The organism is Arthrobacter sp. NPDC057013 (assembly GCF_042674585.1).
Lineage (GTDB): Bacteria > Actinomycetota > Actinomycetes > Actinomycetales > Micrococcaceae > Arthrobacter.
This window is the reverse complement of sequence record NZ_JBHUSE010000026.1, coordinates 1-26,527: the sequence shown is the minus strand read 5'-3', so window position 1 is coordinate 26,527 and position 26,527 is coordinate 1. Positions and strand designations below refer to the sequence as shown.

The window sequence follows — 26,527 nt, the reverse complement described above, 5'->3', positions numbered from 1 at the left end:
CCGTTCACCTGCGATCTGGTGAGCCCACCGGATCCACCACGCTGACGGTACTTGGTGCCTGAAACGACAGGAGCCGGATCCATTCGGGCTCGTGGTCCCGCAGCTGAATCCCTGGCAGTGCCGCCGCGGCTTCCTGGACGATGACGGCGGCTTCCAGTTCGGCGAGCTTGGCTCCGAGGCATCGGTGGATGCCCGAACCGAAGACCAGGCCGGTTGAGGCTCCCCGCACAGCCTGCTCCTGCGGGGGCGGGTTTCCTTGGTCAGCGGCTGCCGTGATCCGGTTGCCGGACAGTTCCAGGAGTATCTCAGTGCCGGCGGGAATCCGGTCACCGCCGAGGTCGGTTTCTTGGACGGTCACGCGGCGCCAGGTGGGGACGGATGATTCGGTGGCGAGCACGTGCCTGACCACTGATGTGGCGCCGGCCTCCGAGGACGCGTCCTTCCAGCCCACGGGCGCGGCACCCTCCAGCAGCCGGAACAGCGTGGTGCTGATCAGCTGGGTGGTGGTCTCCTGCCCGGCAATCAGCAGGAAGTATCCGAGTGAGCACATTTCGGTCCTTGAGAGGCCGTGCCCGGCCAGAGATTTGAACAGGTTGCGTCCCGGAGCCGTCACGGATTCCGCGACGAGCCGGCGAAGCCAGACGAAGAACTCGGCGGCGCTCCGGGCCAGTTCGAGTTGCCGGTCCGCGTCCGGCCAGCCCCAGAACAGCTCCATCGAGTCCAGGCCCCAGCGCTTGAGGTCCTCGAGGTCCCGCACGGGCAGCCCGAGAAGTTCGAGCATCACGACCGCCGGCGGGAATGCCGCTACCGCGTGCACGAGGTCCGTCTGCCCGGTCCGGGCGAGCTGCTCCGCGGCTTTCGCGGCTGCTTCCCGGGCCAGTTCCCGGATGCGCGGTTCCATGGCGGCGACGGTGGCGGGCGTAAAGAATCCGGCCACCACTTTGCGGATACCGCTGTGTGTGCCGGTGTCGTTGCTGGCCAGCACCGGTGGCAGCGCAAAGCCCGCCCGCTGCAGCACGCGCAACGCGGGTCCCTCCAGCGGGGTCACCGCGACCAGCGCATTTGCGGGGCTGAAGTCGGCGGGGCGGTGCAGGACGTCGCGGACCGCTTCCGGGTCGCGCACTACGAGGTACGGGCACCTGGACCCGTCGGGAGCATGCGCCGGGGCCGCCGTCGCCGTCGCCGTCATCGTTGTTGCCGGGTTCATGCGGGCACCCCGTTCAGCCATGCAGCGGCGCCGGTTCGGAAGTCGGCCGGGGGCAATTCCGAGGCGCGCTCGGGCAGGGCCCCGACGAGGGGAACCGGCAGGGCGCCGAGCACCCGCCGATTGCTGTGGTGGACCGCATCGGGGTTGGCGGGCCAGCTGCCGAGCACGGTGCCGAGGACATCAAGCCCGCGGGCGGCCAGCGCTTCAAGGGTCAGGGCGGTGTGGTTCAGCGTCCCGAGGTCGGGCCGGGCGACGAGCACGAATACCGCGGGCAGGGTTTCCGCCAGGAGGGATCCGAGCTCTGCCAGGGTGCCGCCGCCCGAATCCAGTTCCACCAGCAGGCCGCCGGCGCCCTCGACCAGGACGTGGTCGTGGGTAGTGGCGAGTTCGCGGATCCGCTCTGCGTGCGAAGCCAAAGCCGGCAGCGGAGTTCCGTCGAGGGCGGCCGCCGCGACGGGAGCCATGGGTTCCTGCAGGACGACGCCGGCTTCGGCCGGCACCCCGGCGAGGCGCACGATTTCCGCCGCGTCGGAGTCGCCGTCCGCGGCACCCGACTGGCACGGCTTGTACACCGCCACGCTGCGGCCCCTACCCTGCAGGACGGAGGCGAGGGCCGCCGTCGTGATGGTTTTGCCGACGCCGGTGTCCGTTCCGGTGACCAGAACGACGGGGGACAGGTTCATGGAAGTTCCTCCAAAATGCCGCGCAGCACTGCGCAGCTGTTGTCGATGTCTTCGGGCGTGAGGGTGGCGCGGGCGGTGAGCCGCAGCCGGGAGATCCCGTCAGGAACGGACGGCGGGCGGAAGCAGCCCACGCGGACGCCAGCGCGGCGGGCGGACTCCGCGGCGGCCAGGGCAGATTCGGCGGACGGCATCGGGATGGACTGGACGGCCCCTGCCGCCGGGGCGGGGGCCGCGCTGTTTTGGCCAACAGCGCCGCGGCTGGCAAGGTTCGGGGCAAGCGCGGCGGCCAGGGCTGCCGCGTTGCTGTGCACGGATCCCGCCCGCCACGGCTCGTCCCTGAGGATGCGCACCGCGGCAAGGGCGGCTGCGGCGGACGCCGGTGCCAGGCCGGTGTCGAAGATGAAGCTGCGGGCACGGTTGAGCAGGTGCTCACGCAGCAGCGCGGATCCCAGGACGGCGCCGCCCTGGCTGCCCAGGGCCTTGGACAGCGTGGCCGTCACGATCACGTTGGGGTGCCCGGCGAGGGCGGTGCCGGCGACCGAGCCCCGCCCCTGGAAGTTGCCGCTGCCGGTGACGCCGAGGCTGTGGGCCTCGTCGATGAGCAGCACGGCGTCGTACTGCCCGGCCAGGGCCAGCAGCCCCGCGAGGGGTGCCGCGTCGCCGAGGACGCTGTAGACGGATTCGACGGCGATCACCGCCCGGGGTTCTTTGCGGCCGGCGAGCAGGCGGCCGGCTTCTTCAACGCTGTTGTGGGTGAATGATTCGGTGCGGGAGCGGCTGAGCCGGAAGCCGTCGATCATCGAGGCGTGGCAGTGCTCGTCCGCGACGATCAGGGTCCCGGGGCCGCCCAGCGCCGTGATCACCCCGATGTTGGCCAGATAGCCGGAGGAGAAGACCAGCGCCGCGTCCATCCCCGCCAGCGCGGCCAGTTCCTGCTCGAGGTCCAGGTGCAGCTGCGTGGTCCCGGCGACCAGGCGCGAGGAAGTGGCCCCCGCGCCCCACCGCGACGCGGCCGCAGCCGCTGCCCCCGCAACCCGCGGGTCCGTTGCGAGGCCCAGGTAGTCGTTGCTGGCCAGGTCAATGACCTGTTCATGCGCAATGCGGGGCAGCGGGCGGCGGACCTGGCCGCGGCGTTCCCGGACGGCGGCCTGCCGCTCGAGCCACTGGCTCATCGAGCCGCTCATGGGGAGCCTCCGGTTTTGACAGGTACGCGTTCGTGCCCCCGGGCTCCATGTGCTTCGGCCACCGCGCCCACCATCCCGCCGGTGATCTGTTCAATGTCCGCGGCGGTGCTGATGTACGGCGGCATGGTGTAGACGAGGTTCCGGAACGGCCGGACCCAGACGCCGCGGCGGATGGCTGCCGCGGTGACAGCGGTGACGTCGACGGCGTCGTGCAGCTCGATGACCCCGACGGCGCCGATGGTGCGGACGTCCCGGACCGCCCCGAGTTCCAGCGCAGGCGCCAGCCCGGATGCCAGTCCGGCGCCGATCCGGCCGACGTCGGCGCGCCAGCGGCCGGTCTCGATGATGCCGAGGCTGGCGTTGGCCACGGCACACGCCAGCGGGTTGCCCATGAACGTGGGGCCGTGCAGCAGGGCACCTGCCTGGCCGTCGGACACCGCCGCGGCTACCACAGCCGTACAGAGCATGGCGGCGAGGGTCAGGTACCCGCCGGTCAGGGCCTTGCCCACGCACATGATGTCCGGCACCACGCCTGCATGGTCGGCGGCGAACAGCTCGCCGGTGCGGCCAAAGCCGGTGGCGATTTCGTCGAAGATGAGCAGCAGCCCGTGCCGGTCCGCCACCTCGCGCAGTACAGTCAGGCATTGGGCCGGGTATGCGTGCATGCCGCCGGCGCCCTGCAGGACCGGCTCGACGACGATCGCCGCCAGTTCCGCCGCGTGCTCGGCCGCCAGCTCCGCCACCTCGGCTGCCCACGCCTGCAGCTTCTCGGGTGTTGCCGACGCCGCCGCGGGAGGGCGGGGCGCAAACACGTTGCCGCCGAGCAGGCCCGGAAAGGCCGAGTGCATGCCGTCCACCGGATCGCAGACCCCCATGGCCGCGAATGTGTCGCCGTGGTACCCGCCGCGCAGGCTGAGGAACCGCTGCCGGCGCGGCCGGCCGGCCGCGGTCTGGAACTGCACCGCCAGCTTCAGCGCCACTTCGACGGCGACCGACCCGGAGTCCGCGAGGAACACCCGCTCCAGCCCCGGCTGGCCGGGCACGGCAGGGGCCATGGCCACCAGCCGCTCGGCCAGTTCCACCGCCGGAGCGTGAGTGAGCCCGCCGAACATCACGTGGCTGAACGTGTCCAGCTGCGTTTTGGCGGCCGCGTCCAGGACCGGGTGGCGGTAACCGTGGATCACCGACCACCATGAGGACATCGCATCGATCACATCGTGCCGGGTGCCCTCGTCGCCGCAAAGACGCAGCCGCACGCCGTCGGCCGCCTCCACCTCCCACAGCAGAAGGTCCGGGGAGGCCGGTGCGTAGGGGTGCCACAGCCGGGCGCGGTCCCGCTGAATCAGGTCCGACTGCTGTGTATCCTGCGTCGCGGTTGAACCCTGCGTCACGGTCGAACTCTGCGTCACGGGACCAGCACTCCGTGCCGCGAACATTCGGCGGACCAGCCCAGGGGCGTGACCTGCACCTTCATCCGGCGCCGGCAGGCGGTGCAGTAGCGCGGCGGTTCCATGGCCAGCCGTTCGCGGCACTCACGGTGAGCGGACGACGGCGGCCCGTCGCCGCCGTCGTACGTCCCCCCGCAGTGCCCGCAAAAGGCGGCCCCGCCGGTTGAGCTCCCGCTGGTGGAGCTTAAAGAAGCCGCCGTCACAGCGTCTTCTGGAGTTCCTTGATCGGCATGTTGAGCTCGATCAAAAGATTCAGGTCCGCCGTCGCCGGGCGGCCCAGCGTGGTGAGGTAGTTCCCGACGATCACGGCGTTGATGCCGCCGAGGAGGCCCTCGCGGGTGCCGAGGTCGCCCAGCGTGAGCTCACGGCCGCCGGCGTAGCGCAGCACAGTGCGCGGCATGGCGAGTCGGAAGGCAGCGATGGCGCGGAGGGCGTCCTTGCCATCCATGATGCCCTGGTTCTCCAGCGGGGTGCCGGGGCGGGGGTTGAGGAAGTTCAGCGGGACTTCGTGCGGTTCCAGGGCCGCGAGCTGGGCGGCGAGTTCGGCCCGCTGTTCGAGGGTTTCGCCCATGCCGATCAGGGCGCCGCAGCACAGTTCCATGCCGGCGGCCTTGACCATGTTGCAGGTGTCGAGGCGTTCCTCGTAGGTGTGCGTGGTGACCACCTCGGGGAAGTAGCTGCGCGCTGTTTCCAGGTTGTGGTTGTAGCGGTGCACACCCCACTCCGCGAGCTGGTCCACCTGGTGCTGGGTGAGCATCCCGAGCGAGCAGGCGATGTTGATGTCCACTTCCTCGTTGATGCGGTCGATCGCGAACTTGATCTGGTTCATGAGCTTGATGTCGGGGCCCCGGACGGCGGCGACGATGCAGAACTCGGTGGCTCCGGTGGCGGCGGTTTCCTTGGCGGCCTTGACCAGTTCGGGGATGTCCAGCCAGACCCCGCGGACCGGGGAGTCAAACAGGCCGGACTGGCTGCAGAAGTGGCAGTCCTCCGGGCAGCCGCCGGTCTTGATGGAGATGATGCCCTCCACCTCGACATCCTCGCCACAGTGCCGGAGCCTGACCTCGTGGGCCAACTGCAGCGCAGCGGGCAGGGCCTCGTCCGGAAGCCGAAGTACCTCTTCGAGCTGTGCCTGGGTGAGTCCGATGCCGTCCTCGAGGACCTGCTGCTTAGCGGTTTCAAGGATGGGGAAAGTGGCCGGGATGGTCGCGTGGCTTGTGGCTTCGCTCGCGTCTGCCTGAATCGTCATTGATGGGTCCTTTGCGTGTGATGGCTGCGGATATTCCTCCGAACCGACGCTAATTCCCCATCAAGGGGAAGATTTTGTGGGGTCCCGACAAGGAGACCCGTGCGACGTTAGCCGGGTCCCTACTATGGCAGCGAAAACGGCAGGGGCCGCCGTCGCGTTGTTGCGACGGCGGCCCTTTTGTCCTGCTGTTGGGTTTGGGTGTTCTGGTTAGCTGGTTAGCCGTTGATGATTTGGGGGACGCCGAGGTGTTTGAGGCCTTCGACGCCGAATTCGAGGCCGTAGCCGGATTGTTTGGCGCCGCCGAAGGGGATGCGGGGGTCGACGGCGCCGTGTTTGTTGATCCAGACGGTGCCGGCTTGGATGCGGGCGGCGACTTCGCGGGCTGCGGTGAGGTTGGGGGACCAGACGGAGGCGCCGAGTCCGACGTCGAGGGCGTTGGCCATCTCCACTGCTTCGTCGATGCTGGTGTAGCGGATGATGGGCAGGGCGGGGCCGAACTGTTCCTCGGTGACGAGGGGGTTGGTGTTGTCGATGTCGGCCACGAGGGTGGTGGGGTAGAAGTAGCCGGGCTGGGCCGGGTCGGGGTTGCCGCCGAGCAGGATGCGGGCGCCGCTGTCTTTGGCGGCTTGGACGAGGGTGGCGACGATGTCGTACTGGGCTTTGTTTTGGAGCGGGCCGAGGACGTTGTTTTCGTCGGTGCCCACGCCCATGGGCATCGCGGCGGCGACGGTGGTGAGTTCGTCGCAGACGGCCTCGTAGATGGTGTCGTGGACGTAGAGGCGTTTGAGGGCGGCGCAGGTCTGGCCGGTGTTGATGAAGGCGCCCCAGAAGAGGTCCTGGGCGATGGTTGTGGGGTCGGCGTCGGGCAGGACGATGCCGGCGTCGTTGCCGCCCAGTTCCAGGGTGAGGCGTTTGACCGTATCGGCTGACGAGCGAATGATGGCTTTGCCGGCGTCGGTGGAGCCGGTGAACATGATTTTGCCGATGGCGGGGTGTTCGGCGAGGCGGGCGCCGACTTCGCGGTCGCCGGGGATGACGTGCAGTACGCCGTCGGGGAGTTCTTCGTTGAGGACCTTGATCAGGGCCAGGACGGAGAGGGGTGTCATTTTGGAGGGTTTGACGACGGCGGTGTTGCCCATTCTGAGGGCGGGGGCGATCTGCCAGATGGTGATCATCATGGGCCAGTTCCAGGGGCCGATGGCGCCGACGACGCCGATGGGTTTGTAGTGGAGTTCGGCGTAGGTTTCGCCGTCGTCGACGATGACTTCGGGTTTGAGTTCGGTGGCGGCGGCGGCGCGGAGCCAGGCGGCGCAGGCGCCGACCTCGAAGCGGGCGTTGGGGCCGTTGAGGGGTTTGCCCTGTTCGCGGGAGAGCAGTTGGGCGAGTTCCTCGGCGGAGCGTTCGACGGCGTCGGCGGCCTTGAGCAGCGCGGCGGACCTGGCGTCGTGGCCCAGTGCGGCCCAGGCAGGCTGCGCGGCGGTGGCCGCGGCTACCGCGGTCTCGAGGTCCTGGACGGTGTGGACCGGGGCCTGGCCGACGACGCCGCCGGTGGCGGGATCGAAAATGGTCCGGGTCTCCTGGCCGGGGCCTGCGGTGATGGATGCGAGGAGGGCATCGTAGGTTTCCAAGGGTATTCCTCTAGTGCTTGTGGTTGTCGCGCGGGTACTCGGTGCTGTTGAGGACCGTGAGGCGTGAGTTGAAGGGCAGAATGACGGGTTCGGCTGCGGGTTCGTCCCAGCCGAACATGCGCCCAATGGAGCGTTGCCCGCGCAGGTCGATGAGGAGGACGGCCTCAACAGTCATGACTTTTTCGGTCCAGAAGAACAGGTACAGGTCGTCGCCGACGTCGAAGGTCTGGCAGCGGTCGGTGTCGGCCAGTCCGGCCTCGCCCCCGCGGAGGCAATGCCAGGTGAAGGTGCCGGCGTTGAGGTAGATGTGCTCGTAGGTTTCGACGTCGCTGTAGCGGTAGTAGATGCGCTTGCCGACAAGCGCGCTGGAGCGGGAATGCGTGGCGGCGGACCCTTCCACGTTTCCGTGGCTGAAAGTGGTGGTGCTTCGGGTCGTGTCCCGTTCGGCGATGAAAGAGCTGACCGCTGTTGTGACGGCGCCGGTGTTCCTGTCGAGGACGATGGTGACATTCTCAGCCTGGCGGTCCTCGCCCTGGATGAAGTCGATGATGAAGATCCCGGGGCGGGCTTCGATCGCCTTGTACCTGGCGGCACCGCCTTGGCTCTCTTCGCCGCCCGCGGTCCAGGTCAGGGAATGCGCGTCGTGGAAGGTGTACGTGGTGGTGCGGCCGCCGTCCTGGGGGAGGTGCAGTGCCGTGCCGGTCAGTGCGGCGGACGCGGGCAGGGTCTGTTCCCCGAACCCGTGGAGCATGGAGCCCACGGAGGGCCATTCGTTTTCGGGAACGTAGTCCTGGATGTCAGTCGCGGTCATGGCTTTCCTTACGTTGAGGGGTGGTACGGGCTGAACCGGTTGGTTCGAGGGGGCGTTTGGGTCAGACGATCTCGGAGGCGTAGTCGATGGACGGTTTCCGCGCTCCCCGGGCTATTCCTGCGATGAGGACGAGGGGGATGCCGAGCAGGAGCCAGCGTGCAACACCGCCGGCGCCGCCGAGCAGGGCATCGTAGTTGTCCAGGGTCAGGTAGCCGATGATGATGAACGAGATGAAGGACAGGATGGGTGCGGCGACGGTCGCCCAGATGTTGTCGCGCACCTTCGCCCTGGCAAAAAAGACGATGATCGCCGCTGATGTCAGGAGCAGGATGCTGATGAAGCCGGCGGTTCCGAGGGCGACGAACCACGCGAAGACGGTGGTGATGGGATCGGCCCCCGAAAGCAGGAAGGCGCTGATGATGGCCAGGACGACGAGGCCGTTGACCAGCCCGGCGAACATCGGGGCGCCGGTCTTGGAGACGGAGGCCAGTTTCGCGGGCAGGGCCCCGGCGCGTCCCAGGGCGAAGAGGTACCGCGCAAACATGTTGGCCAGGCCCAGCATCATGGCGATGAAGCTGGTGACCACGAGGATTTGCATGGCGAGACTGAGCCAGGAGCCTGCGCTGCTCTGCGCGAGGTTGAAGATCATGCCGGCCGGGTTGGTTGCGGCTTCGGACTGGACCCGGTCGATACCGATCGCTCCGCTGATGGCCCAGGTGGAAATCATGTAGAAGAAGCCAACGAAGGCGATGACCAGGTAAGCGGCGCGGGGAATCGTCTTGCGCGGGTTCACGGCTTCCTCCGCGAAGACCACCGTCGCTTCGAAGCTGGTGAAGCACGCAAAGGCGAACAGCAGCGAGATGCCAAGTCCGGGTCCTACTATGTTGGCGCCGGTGAAGCCGCCGAAAGTAAAAATCCCGAAGCCCTTTTGGGCGATCAGGGAAACAACAAGAGCGGCTACGACGAGGGTTTCGCCCAGGATCAGCACGCCCAAAACCTTCAGGCTCGCGTCCACGCCCTTCATTGTCAGGGCGGTGGCCAGCGACAGCACGACGACGATCCAAAAGTATGGCGGTAGACCCGCGCCTGTCAGGCTCCCGACGAGTTGCTGGGCGAAGACACCGAACTGGGACCACAGCCCCACCTGGAGGCTGACGTAGGTCAGGATCGCGATTCCGGCGCCGCCGGTGGCCCACTTGTTCCCAAGTCCCTTGGCGATGTAGGCAACGAATCCCCCCGCATTGGTGATGCTGTGGCTCATCCGCAGGTATCCCACGGAAAACAGGGCCACCAGGAGTGCCGCGATGACGTAGATAACGGGGGTTCCGGGTCCGCTGGCGGCGAACAGGACAGGGCTCGCGCCCACAACTGCCGCCATGGGCGCAGCGGCAGCGATGGCAAAGAAGGCCACCGCGACGACCCCCAGCTTGTTTGGCCGCAGCCTGGCAGAACTGCCGGCGGTGTCGTGGCGGGCGGGCAGCTGTCCGGTTTGTTGGTTCATGAGGTGGCTCTTTCGCCTGGGCATGGACGCATGGGTCATGCCTTGTGAGTACGTATGGGGACCGGCTGGAGGCGCACCCCCTCGTGCGCGTCTTCCGGCAGAAGCGGATGTGATGAGCGGTAGGTGAGCCACATCACGCGTAAAACTCTACAAGTGTTTAGTTCTGGGTGTCAAGGGTCACGAACGGGCGTGCCGGCGGGGCTAAAATCGGCTTATGAGCCTGGATTCCCAACGATTGCCCTACGGGGATGGCCGCGATGCCTTGCTGGCGGCGGTCATAGATGTTGTTGCCGAGAAGGGTCTGCGCGGAGTCACTTATCGGTCTGTTGCGGCCCGGGCAGGGGTGAACCACACGCTGATCACGCACCACTTCGGCTCGATCGAGGGATTGCTCGCCGCCACCCTTGAATGGGCCGTCCAGCGGTCCATTGATGAAACGGGGCTTGCCCGCGTGGCGGATTTTGATGAGCAGTTCGCCGACGCCCTCCTGGCTTCGGTGTCCGCCGAGCCGGAACTGCAGCTTTTCCAGTTCGAGATGCTGCTGGAAGCGCGGCGAAAGCCGGAGCTCAAAGCGCTTCTGGACCGCCTGTATGGCAACTACATCTCCACTGTGGAAACGGCTCTCCGCGAGCGTTCATTCGACACGGACGAGGAACTTTCCCGGGCAGTGTTCGCCGCTCTCGACGGACTGATGCTCCAGTTCCTCACGTTCGGAAATCCGGCGAAGATCCGTTCCGCCGTCATCCAGGTTGGCCGCTTACTGGAGCGTTCGGCCGCAGCCGGCGACGCGAGCGCCGCCGGCCTCTCCCCGGCCCGGTAAGTAGCGTCCTTCACTTACCTCCGGTTAGGCGCCGCTAGGCGCCGCGCTCGGTGAGGATGCTCCGAGATGCTTCCAGGCCGCTTTCGATGGCGCCGTCGATGAAGCCGCCCCAGCCGTTCGCATAGTCCGAACCTGCGAACAGGAGGGCGCCCTGCGGCTGGTGGAAGCTGGCCAGGCATTCTGTTAGGAAGCCCGGCCGGTGCATGGGCCAGGTCTGGCGGGACAGCGGGTCGCTGGTCCAGTCATGGCTGGCGACGTCCAGGACTTCCAGGTCCGGGGCGAGCAGGTCGAGGGCAGCCTGGACTTGCGTGGCGTCGGTGGCGTCGAGCCTGGCGGTGTCGGGGCCGAAGGCAACGAGGATGGTGTTGCCGTCCTGGTCGTATTCAGCCTGGACGAAGTTCAGTGGCCACCCCGCCGAGCCAAGGGCAACGAACGGCCGCACTTCGCCCTTGACGGTGATCCAGACCTTGATGCCCTTGGAAACCTGGCCTTCGGCGATGCCTTTCTGGCTGGGCGCCGGCAGGGGAGGGTCGAAGGCGATGGCGCCCATGGCCCCGAGGGGCAGCGTGCAGATCACGTGTGCTGCCTGGAACTCCTCGCCATCGCTGGTAATGACGGTGGCGTTCCCTTCGGTGTAGTTGACGGCCGAAACGGTCCTCCCGAAGCGGACCTCTGTTCCGGCGCCGATGCCGTTGATCAGTTTGCCGGTCCCGCCCTGGATCTTGAAGGTGGCGCAAGCCTCGAAGTTGACCATCCAGTCGCCATTGGTGAGCGCCACCCACCGCAGGGCCTGGGTGTAGGCGGCGTCGTCGATGGGGCCGTTGAAGTTCAGTGCCCAGAAGGATTCCAGGATCTCGCGGGAGGAGTCGGGGATCTGCAGTTCACCGATTTTCCGGGATAGGGAAACGTGGTCGATGCCCTTGATGTCCGGGTTGGTGAACGGGGCGAAAGGCTGCGGGAAGTACTCGCGCGACTGCTCCATGAGCTGCCGGTTGGGAGTGTCGATCTCGCCCAGCAGCTCGTCCGGACTGCCCTCGTGCCGCGCACCGCCGGCCCACCAGTAGGCACGCTCCGGGACGGGGCCCTGAACGGCGCCGATTCCGTAGCGCTTCATTTCCGCCCAGACGTAGGGCTGCGTCCAGTGGACCCACGTGCCGCCGATTTCCAGCGGGCGGCCAAGCCGGTCATCGAGCCAGGTGCGGCCGCCGATCCGGTCCCGCGCTTCGAGAACGGTTACGGACAGGCCGGCCTGGCGCAGCTCACGGGCGGCCGTTAGGCCGGCGAAGCCGGCGCCGATGATGACGACGTCGGCCTGTTCGGTTTGGGGGATGGTGTCAGTCATGGTGAGCCTTCTGTTTCAGATCGTCTGGTTGACGGTCAGGAGTAGACAAAGAATTCGGTGGTGTCCTCAACGACGCTCCAGCGGGTCTGCGCGCCTTTGTTGAAGGAAGCAGCCGATCCGGGCTTCAGGTCGAAGCTTCCGCCGCCCTCGACCTCGATGTGCAGGTGGCCCTCGATGATGTGGATGGTCTCGTCCGCCTCGATGAGCAGGTCGAACGGCTCGGGAGCCTCGTCAGTGGTGACGTGCCAGAAGCCGGACGACAGCGCGGGACGGCCGCCGTCTCCGGGGCGGCGCACCCATTGGACCTGACCCAGGATGAAGGGCTCGTACTTCTGCGGGTTATAGGCATCGTGAACGGTGAATTCGACGGCGTTCGTGGACGTGGACACTGGTTCCTCCTCGGATTGCTGACAACTCCGCAATTGCTTAGTTGGGTAGTGCGTCACAGCTAAGCATTTGCTTAGGTTCGAAGTCAATACCTGGTTTGCAGCGGCTACAATCGGTGGCATGGGCGGGGAGAAACACGGTGGCTACGGCACGGGGCGGGAAGCCTTGCTCGCCGCGACCGTGCATGTGGTGGCGCGCAAGGGACTGCGGGGCCTGACATTCCGCGCCGTTGCCGAGCACGCCGGCGTCAACAACACCCTGGTGGTCCACCACTTCGGCAAGCGGGATGCCCTCATCGAGGCAGCACTCGAATGGTCTGTGCGCCAGTCGATCGGGCTGACCCGGCTCGAAGCGCTGCCTGCCACCGAGGAGGAGTTCTGCCAAAGCATCCTGTCGCTGATTGCGGACAACCCCGACATCCAGGTCTTCCAGTACGAGATGATCCTGGAGTCGCGGCGGCGCCCCGAACTGGCCGGTCCGGTGCAGCACCTTTACGAAAGCTACATTGCAGCGCTCTCCGACGGCCTGGAGCGGATCGGCTTCGGCGGGCAGGAGGGTGCTGCCCAGGCCGCCTTTGCGGCGTTGGACGGCCTGGTCCTGCAGCTCCTGGCGGGCGCCGACTCCAAGGGCGTCGAGGCGGCCATCCGCTACCTGTGGACCGCTTTGGGCGGCCGCGTAAACACTCCGGCGGTCCACGCCAGCTGATATCGGACGGAGTCGCCGGTCCCTGCTCCCGCTCGGCCTCGTCGACGAGCTGTTCCAGATGATTCACCCGCTGGTACTAGGCTCGGGCCGCCGCTTGTTCGGGCCGGACCACGACCCGCGCCGGCTGCGGCTGGTCGACGCCGCGACCACCTGGACGGGGGCGCTGATGGTGACGTACCTGTCGGCGTAGCGGCTTTCCTCCCGGTGACATCGGCTCCATACTCGATCTAGGTGTGGCCGAACACGACAGTTGGCGGTGATCATGACGGATGCGAGCAGCCGCAGGATTGACCTGCCCCTGGTCGACCACCACTGCCACGGCGTCGTCGACGCCGAACTGAGCGAGGCCGAGTTCCGGGACCTGGCCACGGAGTCCGGCTGGCCGGCGCCGGCAGGCACGGACAGCCTCGACTCGCCCTTCGGCCTGGCGGTTCGGCGCTTTTGCGCACCAGTCCTCGGACTCGAACCGAATGCGCCCGTAAATGAATACCTGGCGCACCGCAGGAGCATTGGGGCAGTCGAAGCGAACAGCCTGCTGCTTCGCAGCACCGGGACGTCCGACTACCTCCTGGACACGGGCATCCGGGATGCACGGCTTCCCGACCCCGCCGCCATGGCCGTGCGCGCCGATGCCCGCGTTCGCGAGATCGTCCGCATCGAGAGTTTAGCCGAGGACCTCGCGTCCGAATCCACTGCGGCCGGCTTCGTGGCGAAGTTCCCGGAGACGCTGGCAGCCAGAACCCGGGAGGCTGTCGGAGTGAAATCCATCATCGCCTACCGCCACGGGTTCGATATCCCGGCGGAACGGCCCTCCGGGCGTGAAGTGCTCCAGGCGGCTGATGAATGGTTCCGAACAGCCGAGGGGAGCGGGTCCTTCAGGGTTACCGACCCGGTGCTGCTGAGGTTCGGGCTTTGGTCGGGGATCGACACGGGCCTGCCTGTTCAGCTCCACACGGGGTATGGCGACTCGGACGTCCAGCTCTTCCGGGCTGATCCATCCCGGCTCAATCCGCTGTTCCGCGCCACCAGGTCACTGGGCATCGATTTCATGCTGCTGCACTGCTACCCCTTCATCAGGGAAGCCGGCATTCTAGCCCAGGTCTTCCCGCACGTTTACCTGGACGTGGGTCTGGTTTCGCATTACCTAGGGCCCAGTGCCGGCACCGCAATCCGTCAGGCGATGGAAGTCGCACCTTTCAGCAAGATCCTCTACTCATCGGATTCCTACGGCCTTGCCGAGCACTACGCTGTCAGCGCCGCCAGCTGGCGGACTTCGTTCGCGGCCCTGATGGACGGCTGGATCGCCTCGGGCTGGGCAACCGCGGACGACGCGGAAAGGATCGCCTCGATGGTCGGCTCGGAAAACGCCAGACGCGTCTACAACCTGAATCCATGATGTTCAACGCCCATCACCTGAGCAAGTCGTCTGAAGCATGGAAAGGAACGCTGTGACCTCAAATCCAAAGACGGATATGGATCTCCAGTACGTCAGGGCTCTTGTCATTTCCTGCCTGGACAACGCGGGTGTATCAAGGGTCAAGGTACTGCCGGGGCCCAAGGTTGAAGATGCCTTCTCCAATGGCTGCGGCGTCTCAGTTAGCGTCGGAGTCCTGCTGGCCGCTGACGACCACGTCACCCGGTCATCAGCAATCGATCCCATCGTTGGAGACCTGCGGGGCATGCCTGACCGCTCGGCTGTTGCTGTCATCGACAAGTCCACCGGCCTCGCCTGGGTGCCGGCCGACCTGGTGGACATGCGGGGTGCCCCTTATCCAACCTGCCAGCGCACGGCACTCAAACGGGTTTCAGCCGAATGGGCCGCGGCAGGACTGGAGGTTTCCGTGGGCCTCGAGCTGGAGTTCACGGTGTTCGGCGGCACTCAGGACGCGCCTGTGCTGGCGCACGAGGGTCCTGGCTATGGTGCGGCCGCCTTCCTGCAGCTGGAAGCATGGAGCCTGGACGTACTGACAGCGCTTGTGGAAGCCGGCGTTCCGGTGGAACAGATCCACCCCGAGTATGGCCGGGGCCAGGTGGAAATCGCTCTGGCCCCGCGGAACCCGGTCCAGGCCGTGGATGATTACCTCCTGACCCGGTTCATCGTTGCCAGGGTCTCCCGCCGGCATGGACTGCACGTTTCTTACTCGCCGATAGCGGATTCCACAACTGCGACCAACGGATGCCACATCCACTTCTCCGCGAGGAACGGCGACGGCAACGTCTTCTACGACGCAGCAGCCGGCACCGGGATGAGCCCCGCCGGCGAGAGCATGATCGCGGGCGTCCTCGGGAAACTGGCTGAAAGTGCATCATTGCTCGGCGGAAGCGCCCTGAGCCTGGCCCGGCTCCAGCCGCAGCAGTGGGCGGGCGGCTTCATCTGCTGGGGCACGGGCAACCGCGAGGCCGCCGTGCGCTTCGTGCCGGGCCTCAAAGGCTACGAGGACAGGCAATCGAACGTGGAAGTGAAATGCTGCGATGGCGCCGCCAACCAGTACCTCGCCGTGGCAGCAATCCTTGCAGCCGCACTCGAGGGCTTCAGCGGACAGCTGCAACTGCCCGCCGAGGTCACCGTGGACCCCGGCACATTGAGCGGGGAGGAACGGGAGCGCCTGGATATCCGGACATTTGCCCCCGACATGTTCACGGCTTTAGACGATCTGGACGGCAGCAGTTTCCTCCGCACAGTGTTGGGCCATGAGTTGGTGGATGCTTATGTGGCGGTGCGGAGGGGCGAATCGGAGCGGTTTGCAAAGCTCGACCGTGAGTCAGTCATCGCCGCCCTGCGGTGGCGGTACTAGCAGGAGATGACCCCGTCCGAAGCCTTCAATGCAGGTGCAGCATTCGAACGCCTGGCCCGCCAGGTGCAAAACGTCCAAGGGCTGCACCGGCAACTCCACGCCGAGCCCCGGGTTTCGGGGGATGAGGGCGACACCCTGGCCACGCTGATGAACGAGCTGCCGGACGCATTCCGAAAGGAAACCCTCACCGGAAACATCGGCATCGTCCGTCTCGGCGGCGCCGGCGTCTCGGTGGCGATCAGGGCTGAGATGGATGCCCTGCCGATTGTGGAACAGACAGGACTGCCCTGGGCCGCCGGCAACGGCGCCATGCACGCCTGCGGACACGACGTGCACATGGCGGCATTTGTCGCGGTTGCCCGCACGCTGGCACTGACGGTGCCGTTGCCCGTTCCGCTGGTGGGGATTCTCCAGCCCCGCGAGGAAGTCGGCGAATCGGGTGCCCACGACGTGGTTCGGTCGGGGGCCCTGGCGGCCCAGCAGGTGGGGGCTGTTGTCGGGGCACACCTGCAGCCGGCGTTGGATTCCCTGGCCTATTCCTGCATGCCCGGACCGGTCAATGCCGCCGCCGACGAATTCGAACTGGTCCTCAGCGGCCGGCCGGCTCATGGCGCCTATCCCCATCATGCTTCGGACGCCCTTCTTGCCGCCAGTGCCTTTGTGGTTTCCTGCCAGCAAATCGTTGCGCGCAACATGGATCCCACGATGTCCGCAGTACTCACGGTCGGGACCATTCATGCCGGCGGCAGCCCCAATGCAATCCCGGAAGAGGCTACGGTGACCGGAACCATCCGCACCATGACGGAACCGCAACGCCACATGATCCACACCCGTCTGCGCCAGGTGGCAAACGGCGTCGCCACTGCCCACGACTGCGCGGTGCGCCTCGAAATCCGGAAGGGTGAGCCGATTCTGGAAAACGACGCCGAACTTGCCGTCGGGATCGGGCGTCACCTTGGCGCTCAGGGGTATGAGGTCCGGGAGTTCCGTTCGTATGGATCCGATGATTTCGCCTTCTATGCCTCAGCGGCCCGCGCGGTGATGATCTTCACCGGGATGCCTGCGGCGAGCGGCAACCTGCACGCCAGCACATTCGCACCGGATGAACAGGCCATCGGCCGGGTGGCAACTGCCCTGCTCACCGGGTACCTGGTTGCCGCCCAGGTGCTCGGCCGGGGGAGTGCATAAGGCACCACCCCAACCCATCAGGAATCGAGAAGCCGGGCCGCAGCAAGGGACATTAGGGTGAGGAGTGCGATGAATCATAACCAGGAGGGCGCATGCCATACACCGTAGACTTCCAGAACGTTTCCACCGTCGGCCTGGAGTCGTCCCCAGTGGCGGAAGCTTTGGCGGGACTGCGTGCCAACGAGGCGCGCTATTACAAGAACAAGTACGACCACGTGTTCACCGTCGAACCAGCCAGCGAGGCGCCGGAAACGCTCGACTGGGTGAACCGCATCCTGTCCGATGAGCGCAACATCGCGTTCTCAGCCCGGCCGCTCGAGGTCACCTCCTTCGAGGTGGACGGCCTTCGGATGGCCTATGTTTTCTACGAATCCGGGCTGTCCGTCAACGTCATGTACGGCATCGAGGAGGGTGCGAAGCGGGCAGTCGGATTCAAGCTCTCCCAGGGCATGGAAGTTCCCGAGGAACTCTCATCCAGCTTCAAGTTCGCACGCCAGAAGTCGAAGCTGGCCGGGGAGATCCGCGGCTCCTACTTCGTGATCAAGGGCGAGTACTAAGCGGCCCTGCGAAGGCGACCGGCCGCCGTCGTATTAGCTGACCGCTACTCGGCGGCCGGCGCTTTTGCTGCCTTTGCGGCAGCCTTGGCTGCCTGCTTGCTGGCGCGCACCTTCGTCAGCGACTCCGGGTCCACGATGTCGGCAACTGAGAGGTAGGAACCCTCCTCGCCGTAGTGGCCGGCGGCCTCACGCCAGCCCGGCGCCTGGAGCCCGCACTGCTTGCCGAGCAGCGCCAGGAAGATCTTGGCCTTCTGTTCGCCGAATCCCGGCAGTGCCTTCAGCCTGCGGAGGACTTCCTTGCCGTCGGGCTCATCCCGGGTCCAGATGGCGGTTGCCTCGCCGCCCCACTCGCTCTGCACGGCTTCGGCGAGCGCCTGGACGCGGGCGGCCATGGAACCGGGGAAGCGGTGGACGGCCGGACGTTCCTTGAAGACCTCAACGAAGCCTGCAGGGTCATGCTCGGCCACGGCGGCAGGACTGATGGAGCCGATGCGCGCGCGGATCTTTTCGGGTCCGGCGAAAGCCGACTCCATGGTCACCTGCTGGTCAAGCAGCATGCCGGTGAGAAGGGCGAAGGCGTCATCGCTGAGCAGTTTGTCGGCGGCATCGTCGCCGGTTATGTGCAGTTCCATGCGCCCATCCTCCCACTTCCGGCCCGTGTCCCGGGCTCCGCACGGTCAATCCGTGTCAGGATCAGTCATGGTCAACCGCCTGATGCTGCTCGACACCGCGTCCCTGTACTTCCGCGCCTTCTACGGCCTGCCCGACACCCTCCGCCGCGCGGACGGCACCCCGGTGAACGCCGTCCGCGGCCTGCTCGACATGATCGCCCGGCTCACCACCGACTACGGCGCCACGCATCTGGTGGCCTGCTGGGATGACGACTGGCGGCCCCAGTGGCGGGTGGACCTCATTCCCACCTACAAGGCCCACCGGGTGGCGGAGGTGGTGGCCGGTGCGGCCGACGTGGAGGTGGTGCCGGACGAACTGGAGGCGCAGATCCCGCTGATCCGCCGCGTGCTGGGCCTGGCCGGCATACCCGTCGTGGGTGTCCCGGAGCATGAGGCCGACGACGTCGTGGGCACCTACGCCAGCCACGCCGGCCTTCCCGTGGACGTGGTGACGGGGGACAGGGACCTCTTCCAGCTGGTCGACGATGACCGCCAGGTGCGTGTGATCTACACCGCCCGGGGCATGCGGAACCTCGAGGTCCTGACCGACGCCGTCGTCGTCGAAAAGTACCGCGTGCTGCCTCAGCAGTACGCCGACTATGCCACCCTCCGCGGCGACGCCTCGGACGGGCTGCCCGGTGTGGCCGGCATCGGCGAGAAGACCGCGGCTGCGCTGCTCCTGGAACACGGCACCCTCGACGGTCTGCTCGCGGCGGCGGCCGATCCAGGCGGCGGGGTGTCCGCGTCGGTGCGCTCCAAGCTCGCCGCCGCCGCAGCCTATCTCAAGGTGGCCCCCGCCGTCGTCAATGTGGTGCGCAATCTGGAGCTGCCGTCCCTGGAGGAAGCGGGCGCGGAACTGCATGCCGTCACCGGTGAGGCGAGGGAGGAACTGGAGCGGCTCGCCACGGAGTGGAACCTCGGCGGCTCGGTCCGGCGGCTGCTGCAGGCGCTGGACCAGCGGCCGTGATCGGCCGCCGGTGCAGCGGAAATGACCAGGTCCAGGGGATAGCCCGACGCCGGGTCCTTACTTTCCCAGCCCGGCCTCGGCCATCAGTTCCGTCAGCCACGGCCGGTGTTCGCGGTGGAAGGTCAGCCCCTCCGGCAGTCCCTGCACGGAGGCCTCGGAACCCGTGATGTCGATGGTGATCCGGCCGGTCCCCATGGGTGCGTTGGTGATGTGCAGATCGCCATAAGAGGCGGGCAGCACCGGATCCATCCACACGCCGCCGCGGGACACGTGGGCGTCGTACCGCATGAGGCTGGTCACCAGCATGATCGGTGTGGTGGCCGCCCACGCCTGCGGGGAACACGCGGTCGGATACGGCACCGGCTCGGTGACCTGGTCCCGGCTGAAGCCGCAGAACAGTTCAGGAAGCCGGCCGTCAGTGTACTCCGCCGCCTCGAGCAGGGCCGTGGCGATCCGCTGCGCCTCCTCCACGAAGCCGTAGCGCAGCAGGCCCGCCGCAATGACCGCGTTGTCGTGCGGCCAGACGGAGCCGTTGTGGTAGCTGGCGGGATTGTAGGCGCCCATGTCGGTGGCCAGCGTTCGGACGCCCCAGCCGCTGAACATCTCCGGGGACATCAGCCGCTCGACTACGAGCGGCAGCTTGTCCTCATCCACGATGCCGTGCCACAGGCACTGCCCCATGTTCGAAGCGCACGCATCAACGGGCCGCTTGTCCCCGTCGAGTGCCACGGCGTAGTACCCCCGGTCAGGCAGCCAGAACTGCTCGTTGAATTTCCTCTTCAGCTCCGCTGCCTCATCGGTGAGCCGCGCCGCCAAAGCGGCGTCACCGGCGTCGTACGCCATCCACGCCCGGGACAAAAACGCCGAGTACACCAAGGCCTGCACTTCGCACAGTGCGATCGGCGGCTGTGCCAGCGAACCGTCGGCAAAGTTGATGCCGTCCCATGAATCCTTCCAGCCCTGGTTGATGAGGCCCTGGTCGTTGAGCCGTTCATACTCGACGAATCCGTCGCCGTCCTTGTCGCCGTATGTCCGGACCCAGTCCAGCGCACGGTCGGCGTGCGGCAGGAGGGCGGCGATGGTGTCTCGGCCGAATCCCCAGCGGCTGACCGATCCGAGCGCCATGACGAACTGCGGGGTTGCGTCGATGCTGCCGTAGTAGGCGGACTTGCCGCCCAGCGCCAGTCCGCTGGAGACGCCCAGCCTGACCTCGTGCAGGATCTTCCCGGGCTCCTCCTCGCTCATCGGGTCCACCACCTTGCCCTGCCGGTCGGCCAGTGTCTGCAGGGTGCCCAGCGCCAGGGACGGGTCCACCGGCAGCGCCATTTCCGATGCCCACAGTGAGTCCCGGCCAAACAGCGTCATGAACCAAGGCGCACCCGCGGCCACCACGATCCGCTCAGGGTGGGCGGGATCCTCGATCCGGAGAGCGCCCAGGTCGTCGTAGCTGCGCCGCAGGGTGCGCTCGATGGAGCGGTTGCCCATGTGGAGCTTGGGAATCTTGGCCACCCATTCCTGCCGGCGCCGGTCGCTGGGGGACAGCTCACCGGCAGCCGGACGGATCAACGACGACGGCGGGACCCCGCCGCCGTTGGCGGCAGGCGCCACGCTCACCCGCGAGCTCCACGCACCGCGCGGCGGGACCACCGTCCGGAACGTCAGGGAGTCGGCAGTGACCTCGGCTCCGCTTGCGTTGACGATGACGCTCTTGACGAGGTCCTGCCAGCCGGCCTTGATCACCAGCGACTCGCCCTCCGGCCGGCGGGATTCCTCCCAGCGCCGCTGGACACGGGCCTCCTTGACCTCGAAGAGGTCCGCGAAATCCGATTCAACACTGAGCGAAACGACGCACTCGGTCTCCGTCGAGGAGTAGTTCCGGATGGTGATCTCCTCGCGGATGCCGGCACCCACCTCCCGCAGGCGCTCCACGATCAGGGGACTGTCCGCGTACCCGTCGGAGCGGGGCACCCGGCCGATGAACAGGGCCCGGTACGGCTCCTTGGTCTCCGCGGTCAGTGCCTCCAGGGGCAGGCCGTTCACTGACAGGTTCCAGCGGGACAGGATGCGGGTGTCCTCGTGGAAGACCCCGTGCGGATGTTCCGGATGGATATCCCCGTTTGCCAAGGAAATACAGAAGGACGAACCCTCCACCAGGGTGACCGTGCCCGCCCCCACCGGACCGGCAGCCGTATCAGCATTCCAGCCAGCAGCCATTTCCGCCTCCTTCGACGGCTCAGGAGGGAGACAGCGCTGTGCGGACCGGAGCCGCACTGCCTCTCGCCGCCTACTCCGTTGGGCATGACGCTACGCTCGAACGCCCCCTGACAAAAGGGTCTCTGGCGGCCTTCGGTGAAGACGGCGAGAATGGTTTCGTGCCCCAACTTCGCGCCGGCACGGACAGCGAGGCGATGAATCCGGCGGCCCGCAAGGTGCAGCGCATCTACCTGACGCTGACACTGGGCAATACCCTTGCGGCATCGTTCATCTGGGGCATCAACACGCTCTTCCTGCTCGATGCCGGGCTCAGCAACCTTGAGGCCTTTGCCGCGAACGCGTTCTTCACCGCCGGGATGGTCATTTTCGAGGTACCCACCGGCGTGGTGGCCGACGGCTGGGGGCGCCGCGTCTCCTTCCTGCTCGGCACCGCCACGCTGTCCGTCTCGACGCTCCTCTACTATCTGCTGTGGCAGCTTTCCGCGCCGTTCTGGGAATGGGCAGTGGTGTCCGTACTGCTCGGCCTGGGCTTCACGTTTTTCTCCGGCGCCGTGGAGGCATGGCTGGTGGACGCGCTGCACTTCTCCGGCTACGACGGCGCGCTGGAGACGGTGCTCGGCCGCGGCCAGATGGTGTCCGGAACCGCCATGCTCATCGGGTCAGTCGCGGGCGGGGTGATCGCCCAGGCCACCAACCTCGGTGTGCCGTTCCTGCTCCGGGTCGGCGTGTTGCTGGCGATGTTCGGAGTGGCCCTGTGGCTCATGCACGACGTCGGCTTCACCCCAGACCACGCGGCGCGCCCCCTCCAGGCGGTGCGCGCCGTCCTTTCGGCGTCCATCGAGAACGGCCTGAAAAATCCGCCCGTGCGGTACGTGATGCTGTCCGCGCCCTTCACTGCCGGCGTCGGGATTTATGTTTTCTATGCCCTGCAGCCTTTCCTGCTTGAGCTGTTCGGCGACCGTGGTGCGTACGCCATCGCGGGTCTGGCGGCGGCCATCGTGGCGGGGGCCGAGGTCCTCGGCGGCTGGCTGGCTCCCCGCTTCCGGCGCCTGGTCCGCAAGCGCACCACGGTGCTGATCCTCAGCGGCGCAGTCAGCGCACTGATCCTGGTGGCGCTCGGGTTCACCCGTGAGTTCTGGGTGGCCCTGGTACTGCTGGCTGTGTGGGCGCTGGTGGCCGAGGTGGGGATCCCGGTGGGGCAGGCGTACCTCAACGACATGATCGACTCCAGGCAGCGGGCCACGGTGCTCAGCTTCGCCTCGCTCATGGGCTCCAGCGGCGGCGTGGTGGTGCAGCCGGTGCTCGGCCGGGCAGCCGACGTATACGGCTATTCAGCGTCGGTGGCGTTCAGCGGCGTGATTCAGCTGCTCGCCGTGCCGTTCCTGTATGCCAGCCGCAGGCAGGGCGCCGCCGCTGACGAAGCACACAGCCGGTGACCGGGCGCGAAAGTGGGCAGGTCTGAAACTCCGGGCCGGTGAATGTTTGCCGTTGAGTGTCCTTCCGCCGCGGAGTAGCGTGACAGTACCGTCAACCCGCATTACTCACACCAGGGAGCGACCATGCCATACCTGAGAAGCCGAGTAGCAGCCGTCACCACGGCACTGGCGATGAGCGTGACGGCGGGGGCAGTCGCCAGCCCCGCGTTTGCTGACGAAAGGGTGACCGAAAAGGCCGCCACGGCCACCGGCTACGGCGGCGCGGTGAGCACCGTGGACCCCGAAGCATCCGCCGCGGCCATCGATATCCTCCGCAGGGGCGGGAATGCGGCGGACGCCGCCGTCGCAGCCGCGGCCACCCTCGGCGTGACCGAGCCCTACAGCGCCGGCGTGGGCGGCGGCGGGTATTTCCTCTTCTACAGTTCGCACACCGGCCATGTGAGCACCATCGACGGCCGTGAGACAGCACCGGCCACCATGCCGCATGACGCCTTCATCGACCCCAAGACCGGCAAGCCCTACAACTTCACCCCGGAGCTCGTCACCAGCGGCGTGTCGGTGGGCGTACCCGGCACGCCGGCAACGTGGGAGCGCGCCCTGGACCGGTGGGGAACCAAGGACCTTGATGACGTCCTCGAACCCGCCATCAAAGTGGCCGACCGCGGCTTCGTGGTGGACGATACCTTCCGCCAGCAGACCCTGGACAACAAGCTGCGCTTCGAGGCGTTCACCTCCACCAGCAAGCTCTTCCTCCCCGGCGGTGACGCACCCGCCGTCGGCAGTATCTTCAAAAACCCGGACCTCGCCGCAACCTACCGGCTGTTGGCAGACAAGGGCACCCGCGGCTTCTATCACGGCGCGCTCGCCAAGGAGATCGCCGCAGCGGTGCAGGCTCCGCCGAAGACCAAGACTACCAAACTGCCCATCCCGGCCGGCCACCTGACGACGGCGGACCTGGCCAAGTACCGGGCCCTGAACCAGCGGCCCACCCATGTGGAATACCGCGGCCTGGATGTCTACGGCATGGCTCCGTCGAGCAGCGGCGGCACCACGGTGGGCGAGGCGCTGAACATCCTTGAGCCGTTCGACGTCGCCGGGATGTCCACGCCCAGCGCGCTGCATCACTACCTCGAAGCGAGCGCGCTCGCCTTTGCGGACCGCGGCAAGTACGTGGGCGACCCCGCCTTCGTCGACGTTCCCACCAACGCACTCACGGACCCGCTGTTCGGCAAGGAACGCTCATGCAAGATCAACCCCAAGCTGGCGGCCGTGAAGCCCGTTGCGCCGGGTGACGTGGCAAATTACGACGGCGCGTGCCCGGCACCCGCGGCGGCCCCCGCCACCGAGAAGGACACCGAGAACATCTCCACCACCAACCTGACGGTCGCCGACAAGTGGGGCAACGTCGTCGAGTACACGCTCACCATCGAGCAGACCGGCGGCGCAGGCATTGTGGTTCCCGGCCGCGGCTTCCTGCTGAACAACGAACTGACCGACTTCTCCACCGTGTACGACCCGAAGGATCCGAACCGGATCGACCCCGGCAAGCGGCCGCGCTCCTCGATGTCGCCGACGATCATCCTCGAGGACGGCGACCCGTTCCTCGCCCTCGGCTCGCCCGGCGGCTCGACGATCATCACCACCGTCCTGCAGACCATCCTGAACAGGGTGGATCTGGGGATGAACATCTCTGATGCCATCGCGGCTCCGCGGGCGGCGCAGCGCAACTCGGCCAAGGTCACGGCGGAACCCGGGTTCATCGCGCTTTACGAAAAGCAGCTGATGCCGTTCGGGCACGTGTTCACGCCGTCCGGCGACGCGTTCACGTCGGCAGCGGAGATCGGCGCAGCCACCGCCATCGAGTTCAAGTCAGGCGGGCGCCTCGTTGCCGCGGCCGAGCCCGTAAGGCGCGGGGGAGGCTCCGCCATGGTGGTCAAGCCCGCGAGGTGAGTCCCGCCGTCGGCCTTCGCTTCTGCTAGGGCCGGCCGTCGCCGGAACCCGGCAGCAGCTGCCGGTTCCGGATCTGCGACGGTCCGAACTCCGCGGCGAGCGGACGTATCTCCCAGGAGCCGCTGCTATCCCGTGACCGGTGTCCGCCCAGCCGGTCCGGCCGTGACCTGCCCTCCCATGAGTGGTCCTGTGACTTCGGCTTGCCCACGGCAACGTGGGGCCGCCACCGCGGATACCTGTAGCCCAAGGCACGGGAGCTGAGGATGAAGTCATCGGGGTTGTCCACCAGCAGGTCGTCCAGCAGCTCACGGAGGGCCTGCACGAGCGAGACCTGGAAGTCGCGCACGTTTTGGGGAACGTCCACCTCGAGGCCGGACACCCTGCCGCCGCCCAGCAGGACCAGCCGCTCCGCCGTTCCGGAGAAACCCTCCAGCACGGGCAGCGCACGCAGCCAGTCCGCCGTCATGGCGGTGGCCTCGGCGGGATCGGTGGCGCCCTTGGTCCAGTCTGCAACGTCGGCGGCGAAATCCTCCAGGATGCCGATGTGGAGCAGGGTCATGTGCAGGCCCTGCGGCCTGCGCAGCCCGTCCGCGTAGGCGGCGAGCTGTTCGTAGTCCGCGGGTTTGGTGCCGACACTGAGCACCGGAACCTCAATTGTGATGCGGGGAAGCCTCAGCATCCGGACCTCCTGTCCCTGCCCGCCGTCGCGATTTTTCGCCTGTGGATGTTGCCATTATGCGCTTCATAAGGTTCCCCAAGGTTTTCCCAACTTCCGGAGCCGACCATGTGCCCGGGGTGCAAGCTGTATGGCTACGGAGACTAAACCGAACAACAGTGAGGACATGCCATGGGCGAGCTACGGAAACTCGGCACGATCGGGAGCCTTGGGCTGCTGCTGTCGGGCAGCCTGATTTTCGGTTCATCACCGGCTGCACTGGCGGCCACCTGCCGTCCCGGAACGGCAGTCCCGGTGACCAACCTCGGGGGCAAGGTACTGACCGCCACGACCTTCGAGGGCAACACCATTGCCCCGTTCGTGGCCACGCGGTCGGGCATCGCCACAGTGGCCGTTGCAAGCCCCATGGCCCACAGCGGCACCTGCTCGGTCCGGCTGCGGGCCACCAATACCGTCGGGTCTGTGGCCAACATGGGATTCGGCCTGGGAGCCGGCACCAATCGGGCCAGCGCGGACGCCTGGGTCAACATCGTTTCCGGCGGTCTCCGGGGGAACAACGTGCCCTATGTGCGGTTCTTCTCCGGCGGCACGCGCATTGCAGACGTGTTCCGTGACAACGCCACGGGCATGCCCTGGCTGCGGACCACGAACCCCAACGGGACGTTCTCGTACACCAGGCTCCTGGCCCGGAACATGACCCTGAACACCTGGCACCATGTGCAGATGCAGGTCAGAGCCAATGGCGACAAGTCGTCGATTGCGATCTGGCTCGACGGCGCCCGGGTGTTCGCCAACAACAGGGTGGCCCTCGGCGGCACGAACCTGAGCAAGGTCCAGTTCGGCGCCGAGCACCCGCGCCAAATGGGCGACGCTTACGTCGACGACGTCGTGGTCCGGCAATAGCCGGGTTCCAAAGCTCCTGCACGGTCTGCTTCCCCAGGCCGTGCAGGTCCGGGCGTGGGCTCTGGGTTTCTTTAAGTGCCACCTGGTTTTCGTTCTTAGGCGGTCTAAAGAAACTTTTCGATGTGGTCCCCTTGGGGTGTACTTTCCATCCTTAAATTGTCGTAGCCCCCTGTCATGCTGTGGGTATGGATGCGACGGCAGCGGT

General features: G+C 66.9%; 24 protein-coding genes. 11 read left to right on the top strand and 13 right to left on the bottom strand.

Annotated features, from left to right (window positions below):
• Positions 1–4 precede the first annotated feature (4 nt).
• From ACFTSA_RS22190 to ACFTSA_RS22155, 8 genes are all read right to left on the bottom strand, one after another.
• Entirely contained in the window at positions 5–1,207 is a 1,203-nt protein-coding gene (locus ACFTSA_RS22190; RefSeq protein ID WP_377954091.1) for a cytochrome P450, read from the bottom strand.
• Positions 1,204–1,890 carry a dethiobiotin synthase gene (bioD, locus tag ACFTSA_RS22185; RefSeq protein ID WP_377954089.1) on the bottom strand — a complete coding sequence of 229 codons (687 nt, stop codon included), beginning with the start codon at positions 1,888–1,890 and terminating at the stop codon, positions 1,204–1,206. The genes ACFTSA_RS22190 and bioD overlap by 4 nt, the downstream gene beginning before the upstream one ends.
• On the bottom strand, positions 1,887–3,062 hold the full coding sequence (locus ACFTSA_RS22180; RefSeq protein ID WP_377954155.1) for an 8-amino-7-oxononanoate synthase: 1,176 nt from the start codon (positions 3,060–3,062) through the stop codon (positions 1,887–1,889). The genes bioD and ACFTSA_RS22180 overlap by 4 nt, the downstream gene beginning before the upstream one ends.
• Positions 3,063–3,070: 8 nt before the next feature.
• Positions 3,071–4,465 (bottom strand): adenosylmethionine--8-amino-7-oxononanoate transaminase, encoded by a 1,395-nt coding sequence (locus tag ACFTSA_RS22175; protein WP_377954088.1) that lies wholly within the window; start codon positions 4,463–4,465, stop codon positions 3,071–3,073.
• Between the two features lie 256 nt (positions 4,466–4,721).
• Positions 4,722–5,771: a biotin synthase BioB gene (gene bioB, locus ACFTSA_RS22170; protein WP_377954087.1), complete on the bottom strand. Its 1,050-nt coding sequence runs from the start codon at positions 5,769–5,771 to the stop codon at positions 4,722–4,724.
• Between the two features lie 215 nt (positions 5,772–5,986).
• Positions 5,987–7,399, bottom strand: a complete 1,413-nt coding sequence (locus ACFTSA_RS22165) for an aldehyde dehydrogenase family protein (RefSeq protein ID WP_377954086.1) — start codon at positions 7,397–7,399, stop codon at positions 5,987–5,989.
• A gap of 10 nt (positions 7,400–7,409) precedes the next feature.
• Entirely contained in the window at positions 7,410–8,210 is an 801-nt protein-coding gene (locus tag ACFTSA_RS22160; RefSeq protein ID WP_377954084.1) for a MoaF C-terminal domain-containing protein, read from the bottom strand.
• A 61-nt stretch (positions 8,211–8,271) separates the two neighbouring features.
• Entirely contained in the window at positions 8,272–9,711 is a 1,440-nt protein-coding gene (locus ACFTSA_RS22155) for an APC family permease (protein ID WP_377954082.1), read from the bottom strand.
• A 214-nt stretch (positions 9,712–9,925) separates the two neighbouring features.
• On the opposite strand from ACFTSA_RS22155, the gene ACFTSA_RS22150 reads away from it, so the two are divergent.
• Positions 9,926–10,531: a TetR/AcrR family transcriptional regulator gene (locus ACFTSA_RS22150; protein WP_377954081.1), complete on the top strand. Its 606-nt coding sequence runs from the start codon at positions 9,926–9,928 to the stop codon at positions 10,529–10,531.
• A 34-nt stretch (positions 10,532–10,565) separates the two neighbouring features.
• On the opposite strand, the gene ACFTSA_RS22145 is transcribed toward ACFTSA_RS22150, so the two are convergent.
• Both ACFTSA_RS22145 and ACFTSA_RS22140 read right to left on the bottom strand, forming a co-directional pair.
• A complete protein-coding gene (locus ACFTSA_RS22145) occupies positions 10,566–11,873 on the bottom strand; it encodes a flavin monoamine oxidase family protein (RefSeq protein WP_377954080.1) in 1,308 nt (435 codons plus the stop codon).
• Between the two features lie 35 nt (positions 11,874–11,908).
• Positions 11,909–12,262 (bottom strand): cupin domain-containing protein, encoded by a 354-nt coding sequence (locus ACFTSA_RS22140; RefSeq protein WP_377954079.1) that lies wholly within the window; start codon positions 12,260–12,262, stop codon positions 11,909–11,911.
• Positions 12,263–12,380: 118 nt separating this feature from the next.
• Between ACFTSA_RS22140 and ACFTSA_RS22135 the strand changes: the two genes are divergently transcribed.
• From ACFTSA_RS22135 to ACFTSA_RS22110, 6 genes are all read left to right on the top strand, one after another.
• Entirely contained in the window at positions 12,381–12,965 is a 585-nt protein-coding gene (locus ACFTSA_RS22135; RefSeq protein ID WP_377954074.1) for a TetR/AcrR family transcriptional regulator, read from the top strand.
• Position 12,966: 1 nt separating this feature from the next.
• Complete coding sequence (locus tag ACFTSA_RS22130) at positions 12,967–13,155, top strand: dihydrofolate reductase family protein (protein WP_377954153.1); 189 nt, start codon at positions 12,967–12,969, stop codon at positions 13,153–13,155.
• Positions 13,156–13,227: 72 nt separating this feature from the next.
• Entirely contained in the window at positions 13,228–14,361 is a 1,134-nt protein-coding gene (locus ACFTSA_RS22125) for an amidohydrolase family protein (protein ID WP_377954073.1), read from the top strand.
• Positions 14,362–14,413: 52 nt separating this feature from the next.
• Positions 14,414–15,760, top strand: coding sequence for a hypothetical protein (locus ACFTSA_RS22120; protein WP_377954072.1), 1,347 nt, complete (start codon positions 14,414–14,416; stop codon positions 15,758–15,760).
• Between the two features lie 6 nt (positions 15,761–15,766).
• Positions 15,767–16,948 (top strand): M20 family metallopeptidase, encoded by a 1,182-nt coding sequence (locus ACFTSA_RS22115; protein ID WP_377954071.1) that lies wholly within the window; start codon positions 15,767–15,769, stop codon positions 16,946–16,948.
• Positions 16,949–17,040: 92 nt separating this feature from the next.
• Positions 17,041–17,505 carry a phage tail protein gene (locus ACFTSA_RS22110; RefSeq protein WP_377954070.1) on the top strand — a complete coding sequence of 155 codons (465 nt, stop codon included), beginning with the start codon at positions 17,041–17,043 and terminating at the stop codon, positions 17,503–17,505.
• A gap of 44 nt (positions 17,506–17,549) precedes the next feature.
• Here the strand turns inward: ACFTSA_RS22110 and ACFTSA_RS22105 are convergent, their stop codons facing one another.
• On the bottom strand, positions 17,550–18,137 hold the full coding sequence (locus ACFTSA_RS22105) for an HhH-GPD-type base excision DNA repair protein (RefSeq protein ID WP_377954069.1): 588 nt from the start codon (positions 18,135–18,137) through the stop codon (positions 17,550–17,552).
• Between the two features lie 67 nt (positions 18,138–18,204).
• Between ACFTSA_RS22105 and ACFTSA_RS22100 the strand changes: the two genes are divergently transcribed.
• Positions 18,205–19,143 carry a 5'-3' exonuclease H3TH domain-containing protein gene (locus tag ACFTSA_RS22100; RefSeq protein WP_377954151.1) on the top strand — a complete coding sequence of 313 codons (939 nt, stop codon included), beginning with the start codon at positions 18,205–18,207 and terminating at the stop codon, positions 19,141–19,143.
• 57 nt (positions 19,144–19,200) lie between these two features.
• On the opposite strand, the gene ACFTSA_RS22095 is transcribed toward ACFTSA_RS22100, so the two are convergent.
• Entirely contained in the window at positions 19,201–21,357 is a 2,157-nt protein-coding gene (locus ACFTSA_RS22095) for a glycogen debranching N-terminal domain-containing protein (RefSeq protein ID WP_377954068.1), read from the bottom strand.
• Between the two features lie 194 nt (positions 21,358–21,551).
• On the opposite strand from ACFTSA_RS22095, the gene ACFTSA_RS22090 reads away from it, so the two are divergent.
• Entirely contained in the window at positions 21,552–22,793 is a 1,242-nt protein-coding gene (locus ACFTSA_RS22090) for an MFS transporter (RefSeq protein WP_377954149.1), read from the top strand.
• Positions 22,794–22,916: 123 nt separating this feature from the next.
• Entirely contained in the window at positions 22,917–24,743 is a 1,827-nt protein-coding gene (ggt, locus tag ACFTSA_RS22085) for a gamma-glutamyltransferase (RefSeq protein ID WP_377954067.1), read from the top strand.
• Between the two features lie 25 nt (positions 24,744–24,768).
• Here ggt and ACFTSA_RS22080 read toward each other — a convergent pair whose 3' ends face one another.
• Positions 24,769–25,422: a hypothetical protein gene (locus ACFTSA_RS22080; RefSeq protein ID WP_377954065.1), complete on the bottom strand. Its 654-nt coding sequence runs from the start codon at positions 25,420–25,422 to the stop codon at positions 24,769–24,771.
• A 168-nt stretch (positions 25,423–25,590) separates the two neighbouring features.
• Here ACFTSA_RS22080 and ACFTSA_RS22075 point away from each other — a divergent pair, with 168 nt between their 5' ends.
• The gene (locus tag ACFTSA_RS22075) at positions 25,591–26,322 is read left to right on the top strand and encodes a hypothetical protein (protein WP_377954064.1); all 732 of its coding nucleotides are present in this window, start codon (positions 25,591–25,593) and stop codon (positions 26,320–26,322) included.
• Positions 26,323–26,527 lie beyond the last annotated feature (205 nt).

Coding starts and splice junctions, on each gene's coding strand:
- ACFTSA_RS22190 (WP_377954091.1), bottom strand. CDS start 1,207: ATGAACCCGGCAACAACGATGACGGCGACGGCGACGGCGGCCCCGGCG.
- bioD (WP_377954089.1), bottom strand. CDS start 1,890: ATGAACCTGTCCCCCGTCGTTCTGGTCACCGGAACGGACACCGGCGTC.
- ACFTSA_RS22180 (WP_377954155.1), bottom strand. CDS start 3,062: ATGAGCCAGTGGCTCGAGCGGCAGGCCGCCGTCCGGGAACGCCGCGGC.
- bioB (WP_377954087.1), bottom strand. CDS start 5,771: ATGACGATTCAGGCAGACGCGAGCGAAGCCACAAGCCACGCGACCATC.
- ACFTSA_RS22160 (WP_377954084.1), bottom strand. CDS start 8,210: ATGACCGCGACTGACATCCAGGACTACGTTCCCGAAAACGAATGGCCC.
- ACFTSA_RS22155 (WP_377954082.1), bottom strand. CDS start 9,711: ATGAACCAACAAACCGGACAGCTGCCCGCCCGCCACGACACCGCCGGC.
- ACFTSA_RS22150 (WP_377954081.1), top strand. CDS start 9,926: ATGAGCCTGGATTCCCAACGATTGCCCTACGGGGATGGCCGCGATGCC.
- ACFTSA_RS22145 (WP_377954080.1), bottom strand. CDS start 11,873: ATGACTGACACCATCCCCCAAACCGAACAGGCCGACGTCGTCATCATC.
- ACFTSA_RS22135 (WP_377954074.1), top strand. CDS start 12,381: ATGGGCGGGGAGAAACACGGTGGCTACGGCACGGGGCGGGAAGCCTTG.
- ACFTSA_RS22125 (WP_377954073.1), top strand. CDS start 13,228: ATGACGGATGCGAGCAGCCGCAGGATTGACCTGCCCCTGGTCGACCAC.
- ACFTSA_RS22115 (WP_377954071.1), top strand. CDS start 15,767: ATGACCCCGTCCGAAGCCTTCAATGCAGGTGCAGCATTCGAACGCCTG.
- ACFTSA_RS22110 (WP_377954070.1), top strand. CDS start 17,041: ATGCCATACACCGTAGACTTCCAGAACGTTTCCACCGTCGGCCTGGAG.
- ACFTSA_RS22105 (WP_377954069.1), bottom strand. CDS start 18,137: ATGGAACTGCACATAACCGGCGACGATGCCGCCGACAAACTGCTCAGC.
- ACFTSA_RS22100 (WP_377954151.1), top strand. CDS start 18,205: ATGGTCAACCGCCTGATGCTGCTCGACACCGCGTCCCTGTACTTCCGC.
- ACFTSA_RS22095 (WP_377954068.1), bottom strand. CDS start 21,357: ATGGCTGCTGGCTGGAATGCTGATACGGCTGCCGGTCCGGTGGGGGCG.
- ACFTSA_RS22090 (WP_377954149.1), top strand. CDS start 21,552: ATGAATCCGGCGGCCCGCAAGGTGCAGCGCATCTACCTGACGCTGACA.
- ggt (WP_377954067.1), top strand. CDS start 22,917: ATGCCATACCTGAGAAGCCGAGTAGCAGCCGTCACCACGGCACTGGCG.
- ACFTSA_RS22080 (WP_377954065.1), bottom strand. CDS start 25,422: ATGCTGAGGCTTCCCCGCATCACAATTGAGGTTCCGGTGCTCAGTGTC.
- ACFTSA_RS22075 (WP_377954064.1), top strand. CDS start 25,591: ATGGGCGAGCTACGGAAACTCGGCACGATCGGGAGCCTTGGGCTGCTG.